The 7,955-nt window shown below is 39.6% G+C and carries 8 protein-coding genes; all 8 read right to left on the bottom strand.

The window, feature by feature from the left end:
• Positions 1 to 95 precede the first annotated feature (95 nt).
• The 8 genes from ACVWYN_RS18160 to ACVWYN_RS18125 all read right to left on the bottom strand — a co-directional run bounded on the left by ACVWYN_RS18160 (position 96) and on the right by ACVWYN_RS18125 (position 7,949).
• The gene (locus ACVWYN_RS18160; RefSeq protein WP_457290311.1) at positions 96 to 1,088 is read right to left on the bottom strand and encodes an aspartate-semialdehyde dehydrogenase; all 993 of its coding nucleotides are present in this window, start codon (positions 1,086 to 1,088) and stop codon (positions 96 to 98) included.
• 141 nt (positions 1,089 to 1,229) lie between these two features.
• The gene (locus ACVWYN_RS18155; protein WP_457290310.1) at positions 1,230 to 2,105 is read right to left on the bottom strand and encodes a sugar phosphate isomerase/epimerase family protein; all 876 of its coding nucleotides are present in this window, start codon (positions 2,103 to 2,105) and stop codon (positions 1,230 to 1,232) included.
• A gap of 5 nt (positions 2,106 to 2,110) precedes the next feature.
• Positions 2,111 to 2,992, bottom strand: a complete 882-nt coding sequence (locus ACVWYN_RS18150) for a hydroxypyruvate isomerase family protein (RefSeq protein ID WP_457290309.1) — start codon at positions 2,990 to 2,992, stop codon at positions 2,111 to 2,113.
• An 11-nt stretch (positions 2,993 to 3,003) separates the two neighbouring features.
• Entirely contained in the window at positions 3,004 to 4,215 is a 1,212-nt protein-coding gene (locus ACVWYN_RS18145; RefSeq protein WP_457290308.1) for a nucleoside permease, read from the bottom strand.
• Between the two features lie 3 nt (positions 4,216 to 4,218).
• Positions 4,219 to 4,914, bottom strand: a complete 696-nt coding sequence (locus ACVWYN_RS18140; RefSeq protein ID WP_457290307.1) for a 3-keto-disaccharide hydrolase — start codon at positions 4,912 to 4,914, stop codon at positions 4,219 to 4,221.
• A 3-nt stretch (positions 4,915 to 4,917) separates the two neighbouring features.
• A complete protein-coding gene (locus tag ACVWYN_RS18135; RefSeq protein WP_457290306.1) occupies positions 4,918 to 6,345 on the bottom strand; it encodes a Gfo/Idh/MocA family protein in 1,428 nt (475 codons plus the stop codon).
• A gap of 26 nt (positions 6,346 to 6,371) precedes the next feature.
• Positions 6,372 to 6,881: a c-type cytochrome gene (locus tag ACVWYN_RS18130; RefSeq protein WP_457290305.1), complete on the bottom strand. Its 510-nt coding sequence runs from the start codon at positions 6,879 to 6,881 to the stop codon at positions 6,372 to 6,374.
• Positions 6,882 to 6,893: 12 nt separating this feature from the next.
• Positions 6,894 to 7,949 carry a sugar phosphate isomerase/epimerase family protein gene (locus ACVWYN_RS18125; RefSeq protein WP_457290304.1) on the bottom strand — a complete coding sequence of 352 codons (1,056 nt, stop codon included), beginning with the start codon at positions 7,947 to 7,949 and terminating at the stop codon, positions 6,894 to 6,896.
• Positions 7,950 to 7,955 lie beyond the last annotated feature (6 nt).

Here is a 7,955-nt window from a genome sequence, read left to right as displayed (position 1 = left end):
GCCTATAGCTTCTTTCCGAAAAAACCAGCAATCAAATATCAAACTGATGCTTCAACACAAATAACACTTTTTTAAATCGAACTCAGGTTAATAAATTATATCAGTTCTTTTCTAACCAGGTACTCTGCAATCTGAACAGCGTTGGTAGCAGCGCCTTTGCGTAGGTTATCCGCTACAATCCACATGTTCAAAGTATTTGGAAGCGATTCATCACGTCTGATACGTCCAACAAAAACCTCATCTCGTTCATGCGCGTCTTTTGGCATTGGATATTTCAAGTTTGCTGGATCATCAACTACAATTATCCCTTCAGTTTTAGATAAAAGGTCCCTCACTTCCGCAACATCAAAATCGTTCTCAAACTCAATATTTACTGATTCCGAGTGCCCACCCATAACCGGAATGCGTACAGTTGTTGCTGTAACACGAATGGTTTCATCGCCCATGATCTTACGGGTTTCAAGAATCATTTTCATTTCTTCTTTAGTATAACCATTATCTGTAAAGACATCAATTTGAGGGATTACGTTGAGGTCAATGGGATATGCGTAGGCCATCGGACCGTCCATAATACCGTTACGTTCATTCATCATTTGATCTACTGCCTTTACGCCTGTTCCTGTTACAGATTGATAAGTAGAAACAACTACGCGTTTGATCCTGTATTTATCATGTAGTGGCTTAAGCGCTACTACCATTTGTATTGTAGAACAATTTGGGTTGGCAATTATCTTATCATCAATAGAAAGTACATTGGCATTTACCTCAGGTACAATTAATTTTTTTGATGGATCCATGCGCCATGCTGATGAATTGTCGATTACCGTAGTACCAGCTTCTGCAAATCTTGGAGCATTTTCTAATGAAGTACTTCCTCCAGCAGAGAACAATGCAATATCAGGTCTCATTGAAATCGCAGTATCCATGTTTACAACAGCAAACTTCTTACCCTTAAAGCTGATTTCCTTACCAACGCTCTTCTCAGAGGCTACAGGGATCAATTCGGTTAACGGGAAGTTACGCTCTTCTAATACTTTCAACATTACGGTACCTACCAGTCCGGTGGCGCCTACTACTGCAATTTTCATGTTTTCTAATTTGTTTTTACTTGTTTATTATTATGGTTTTTACGTTTAATAATTTCACAAATATGAGATTATTTTACGTAAAAAAAGGGAAGTGATTAGATTTAAACCACTTCCCTTTAATATGATTTGACTATTAAAGTCTTATATCAGGTTGTGATCTACATAATCGTAGCTCTTTTTAATGCTGGCAAAAGGATCCATTGAAAAGTTTTCCTGCTCTACAATAAGATGCTTTAGTCCGGCTTGCTTAGCATGTTTGTAAATTTCTTTAAAATCTATTGAACCACTTCCAATTTCAGTATTAATTGTAGGTTTGGCCTTATCCATATCTTTTACATGCCACATAACAAAGCGTCCTGGATGTTTCTCAAATAAGGCAATAGGATCATGACCCGATCTTACTACCCAATAAAGATCCATTTCAAAATGAACATTGTCCTTATCTGTATCTGCGAGTAAAACATCATAACCCATTGCATCTCCATACTTGGTAAATTCAAAATCGTGGTTATGATATGCTAGCTGTAAGCCAGATGATTTGCAAAGACCGGCAGCCTGATTAAGGCGTTCTGCCAATTTTTTAAAGTCGTCAATGCTTGTCCTTAAAGTAGGAGGTAAGAATGGGCAGGTAAAATACTCCATATTAAGCGTTGCAGCTCCTTCAATTAAAGGTTTCAATTCTTCAAGATTCCCAGATCTGATAAAATCTTCCATGCCGAAATGACCACTTGGTGCCTTCAAGCCATTGTCTGCAATTACCTTACTGAATTCTTTTGCTGTCAATCCCCAAAAGCCAGCTTGAGCGGTGTAGCCGTAGGTTTCAACCTCTTTGTATCCGGCCTGTGCAACTTTTGCAATTACTCCTTTTACATCTTTAGGCAATTGCTCCCTTAAGCTGTAAAGTTGTAAACCCACTATTTTTCCGCTAGTTGCAGGGCTACAATAAAAATTAGGTAAGATGGCTGCCCCAGCTGCCGCTATACCTGCTTGTTTGATAAAGGTTCTTCTAGAGTTCATGATATTTATACGTCACAAATGTTAACAGCTTCACTTAATGATTTAAATACTTCCTTATTTCTTGGAATAAATTCCTGTGCAAGATAGCCCTTAAACCCTGTAGCAACAATGGCCTTAATGATGGCAGGATAATAAAGTTCCTGATTTTCATCAAGTTCATGCCTTCCAGGCACACCTGCGGTATGGTAGTGCGATATGTACTTATGATTGTTTGTAATGGTGCTGATTACATTACCTTCATCAATCTGCATATGATAAATATCGTATAACAGTTTAAAGTTCTCAGAACCCAATCTTTTACATAATTCCACGCCCCATGGTGTATTGTCACACTGATAGTCCTTATGATCAACTTTGCTGTTCAATAACTCCATTACCAGTGTAACCTTATATTTTTCAGCCAAAGGTAATACTTGCTTCAAACCTTCAACACAGTTTTTCCATCCTGTTTCGTTATCTTTTCCACGCCTGCTTCCACTAAAACATATCAACTGCTTATAGCCAGCGTCTGCTACTCGTGGAATCATGTCCGAATAGTTTTTGATCAGCGTAGCGTGGAAGCTAGTATCATTCCATCCATCCGTAAGGTTGATTTCTGCACCGTTACACAGAGAGGAATCCAATCCGTGTTTTTTTAAAGTATCCCAGTCATTTGGACCAACAAGATCTATTGCTTTGATACCTATTTTTTTAACTTCAGTACAAAGTGTATCTAAGTCAACTCCACCGAAGCACCAGCGACAAACAGAATGGTTTACATTTCCTTTAAGCATGGTATTTTTATATTCTGCTAATGCAAAAGCAGGCAGAGCTGCAGAAACCCCAAGTGCGGCGGTTCCCGCAACAATATTTTTCAGTGCAGTCCTTCTGCTTAATTCTGATTTCATATTTTAATTTATTAAACTGTAACTGTACCAGCCTTATTCTTATCTGAAAAGAATAAAACGAATAATATCGCAACTACTGCTGCAATACCTGCTGGAATAATCCATATGCTATGCCAATCGTGGCCAGTTCCAACAACATATTTATCAACAACCATCCCTGAGATAAAAGATCCGATTAACATCCCAACACCATAGGTTGCTAGCGTGATAAAGCCCTGTGCCGCACTTTTAAATCTGTCTCCGGCAAGTCTGTCCGTATAAATCTGGCCGGTAACAAAAAAGAAGTCATAACAGATTCCATGTAATATAATACCGCCAATTAACATCCAGTAATTAGAATCAGCATTACCAAAAGCAAAGAATAAGTACCTGACTACCCATGCAATCATTGCTATTGCCAGCATCTTTTTAACACCTAGTCTTGTAAAAAACAGAGGCATCAGTATCATAAACACTGTTTCAGAAACCTGTCCAAGCACTTGAACACCTGCCGCTGCTTTCATGCCTACTTCATTAAGAAATGGATTGGTAAAATTGTAGTAGAAAGATAACGGTATAGAGATAGCAACCGAAGCAATGAAAAATATTAAAAACGATTTGTTCTTTAATAAACCTATAGCATCAAGACCTAGTATATCTCCAATTGTCGTTTTTTCACCTTTCTTCACTGGCGGAGTATGCGGCAGGATGAAACTGAAAAAGCCTAAAATAATGGAAGCAACTGATGCAACCTTGAATGTCATAACCAAGTTTCCATTCTGCTCCCAGTTTAACCATCCAATGATGATACCTGCAATTATCCATCCAATTGTTCCAAAAACACGAATTGACGGAAATTCCTTTTCAGGATTTTTTAATTGTTTGAAAGATATGGAGTTTACCAAAGCAAGTGTGGGCATATAGGCAATCATATAGCCCAATATAAATGGGAAAAAGCTTTCGAAATTTAATGAGGTTGAAGCAAACCATAGTAAAACGCCGCCAATAAGATGTAAAACACCTAGTATCTTTTGTGCTGCAAAAAACCTATCTGCAATTAATCCGATAATAAATGGGGCAATGATAGCTCCTAATGATTGTGTGCTGTAGGCAGAGCCGACTTGCACGCCATCTGATAGCAGGTTTTTTCCTAAATAAGTACCCATGGTCACAAACCATGATCCCCAGATAAAAAACTCCAAGAACATCATTGTTGATAGCTTAATACGATTATTTAAATTCATCAATTATAATTCTTTAATCATGATGTTTCTGTACCATACTTCATCTCCATGGTCCTGAAGGGCTATTTTGCCTGATTTAAATGAGCCGAAACCTTCCCATGCCGCAAACTTACTTTTTGCCACTAGTTCTTTCCAATTCTGATCCCATAGCGTAGTTTTTACTACTGTAATCCCATTTAGTTTAAGTTCCAGATTTCCTTTGTCGGAAATAACCTCCGCAGTATTCCATTCGCCAACAGGTTTTACTGGTTCTGAACTGCTCTTTATAAGATCATATAGATCGGCTGCGCGGTGCTTATTTATTCTTCCGTCAGGATGACCATCGTTATCTAGTACCTGCATTTCTGGTCCGGTCATATAGGTTGCCCCATATTTCTGAGGATCGTCCTGCACATAGAAAATAATCCCGCTATTAGATTTTGGTGCTATTTTCCAATCAATTTTTAAATGGAAATTGCTATAAGCTTTGTCAGTTACCAAGTCCCCGCCGTCACCTTCTGATGAAGGTGTGAAATGAAGTACTCCAGCTTCCACTTTCCATTTTGTGCTTGCAGTCATTTTGCCATATGTATGCCATCCTATTGTTGTTTTTCCGTCAAATAATCGGCTAAACCCTTTGGACGATCCATTTTGGACTTTCATACTACTGCAACTCATCATTGAACCAATGATGAGTGCAGATAAAATGTATTTTTTCATTACTTACATATTTCCAAGTGTCCAGCCCTGACGGTATTCGCGTTTTATATATTGGTTTACACTGTCAAAATTTGTTACTTTCATATTTATGTTATCCCATAGTAATTTAATATGACCGCCTTTCAAGTCGTAACCACGAACGGCAAGGTTCGCCATCAATAATGCTTCTGTAAGCGGACCAGCTTTGTCAAACGAAGAGCTCAATTCAGTTTTACCATATCCGGCAATAGCACCTTCCACCCACTGTGCATAGTGACCCTCAGCTCCACCAGGAACACGAGCCCATTTCTGCTTAACTTTCGCATCCTTAGTACGAGAAGTTGGGAGCAACAAAGGATCGTTAGAATAGGTGCTTGCAATCATTTTGCCTTTAGTACCTATAAATAGTGATCCATTGCCATCATCGCCAAATCTTTCGTTCGCTTCCAGTTCAACAGGTCTTTCTGGTTGTATACCACCGTCCATCCAATGTAAAGTGATATCCCCCTTGGTTTTATCTGTTTTAGGGAAAGTCATAGTAATATGGCTTGATGGAGGACAGCTATCTGGGAATTCCCCTTTTTTAAATTCATCAACATATACACTACCTACTGTAGCCTGAACGTCTTTCACATACTGTAAACCAAGAACCCTAAACGGTGCTTCAATTAGGTGGCATCCCATATCGCCCAATGCGCCGGTTCCATAATCCCACCATCCGCGCCAGTTGAACGGTACTAATTTATCAACATAATCCTTTTTAGGAGCAGTGCCCAACCATAAGTCCCAATCCAATTCAGTCGGGATTTTTTGAGCAGTAGTAGGCCATGCAATACCCTGAGGCCAAACCGGTCTGTTCGTCCAGCAATACACAGTATGCACATCACCAATCAGATTGGCATCATACCATTCAGACAATAACCTGGTCCCGTCATTAGATGCACCCTGGTTACCCATTTGTGTTACCACCTTAAATTTTTTAGCAGATTCAGTCAGTAGACGTGCTTCGAAAAGATCATGTGTCATTGGTTTTTGCACATATACATGCTTGCCTAGTTGCATCGCATGATAAGCAATAATGGCATGATTATGATCTGGTGTGGAAACAGATACGGCATCAAAGTTCTTATGCTCTTTGTCGTACATTTCACGCCAGTCTTTGTAATACTTTGCTTTAGGAAAGGCTTTGCGGGAGTTAAGAGATCTTCTATCATCTACATCGCAAAGAAAGCCGATATCTGCTTTCCCGCTTTTAGCAAACATTGCGATATCTGATTCTCCTTTACCACCAGCACCAACACCAGCAACAATAAGCCTGTCGCTGGGTGCAAGAAATCCTTTTCCACCTAAAACATGTCGCGGAACGATCATGAATGCGGATGCTGCAATAGCGGTTGTTTTTAGAAAACTACGTCTTGATGCAGCCTCCTGGTCATTTTTTATTTCTTCCATGGTTCAATTTTGGTTAGGTTACTAAATTATTTTTTTAACGATAGTATATATTTTACCATTTCTTTGGCGTCAGATTTACTTAATGTTGGATGTGGACTCATTGGAATTTCACCCCAAACACCAGATCCACCCGCAATGACCTTGTCAACCAGATGATCAATATCAGCTACAGTATATTTTGCAGCTACACTTATATAAGCCGGACCAACAATTTTGGTTTTAATGTTGTGGCAAGCAAGGCAGTCAGATTTTTTAAGTAAGGCTTCTCCCGGAAGTTCTGCGCTAGCTACTGCTGGAGCAGCTTTAACTGCGGGTTCGACATTTGTTACTGGAGCAACTACAGGTGCATCGGTTTTCAGCTCAGTCATTTTGGTTGTCGAATCGGGTAAGGCTGTAGCTTCAGCCACTTGTGCAGGAGCAGTCAAACCTAACTTTGCAGAATCTGCTGATGCCTTCATAACAGCTCGTTCTTCTGGACTATGGCAGGATGCCCAGGTAAGGGCTAAACAGGTTAGAAAAAGAAGTGGTTTTTTCATTTGTGTATTTGTTTATAAACCTAAAATTTTATTGTTAAATGCTGCATCTCCACCTCCAGATGATGCAAAATCATCAAAAGCCCTATCGGTAACTTTAATAATATGCTTTTTGATAAATTCAGAACCCTCACGAGCTCCCACTTGTGCGTCTTTTATAGAACATTCCCACTCCATCACTGCCCAGCCTTTATAATCATACTGTGCCAATTTACTAAAAATGGTTCCAAAATCAACCTGTCCATCTCCAGGAGAGCGGTATCTTCCAGCCCGATTTGCCCAGCTTTGGTAACCTCCAAAAGTTCCCTGTTTACCCGTAGGGTTAAATTCTGAATCTTTTACGTGGAATGCTTTGATGCGATCGTGGTAAAAATCAATATATTGGATATAGTCCAGTTGCTGTAAAACAAAGTGCGAAGGATCATATAGCAAGCAGGCACGAGGGTGATTGTTTACTTTCTCCAGGAACATCTCGTAAGTAATACCATCAAAAAGATCTTCGCCTGGATGAATCTCGTAACATACATCAACACCACATTCATCAAAAATGTTTAGAATTGGCGTCCATCGCTTTGCAAGTTCTGTGAAGCCAGCATCAACAAGTCCTTCAGGCCGCTGTGGCCATGGGTGGAACATGTGCCATAATAGCGATCCACTGAAAGTGGCATGTGCATTTAAACCTAAGTTCTGAGAAGCTTTAGCTGCATATTTTAGCTGCTGTACTGCCCATTCCTGTCTTGCTTTTGGGTTGTTCTTATATTGATCTGGTGCAAAAGCATCAAAAGCAAGGTCGTATGCTGGGTTAACTGCCACAAGCTGACCTTGTAAATGCGTGGATAATTCTGTGATTTCTAATCCGTAAGATTTTACTTTCCCGGTAAGTTCATCAGCATATGTTTTGCTTTCCGCTGCTTTTTGAAGGTCAATAAATCTTGAGTCTAAGGTAGGTACTTGTATACCTTTAAAGCCAAGGCTTGCAGCCCATTCGCAAATAGCGTCTAATGAATTGAAAGGTGCTTCATCGCTAATAAACTGCGCTAAAAATACCGCAGGTCCTTTAATTGTTGTCATGCTTTT

It is taken from the genome of Pedobacter sp. UYP24, from assembly GCF_054057295.1.
Note: the sequence above shows the minus strand (reverse complement) of the source record. Positions and strands in the feature narration are given on the sequence as shown.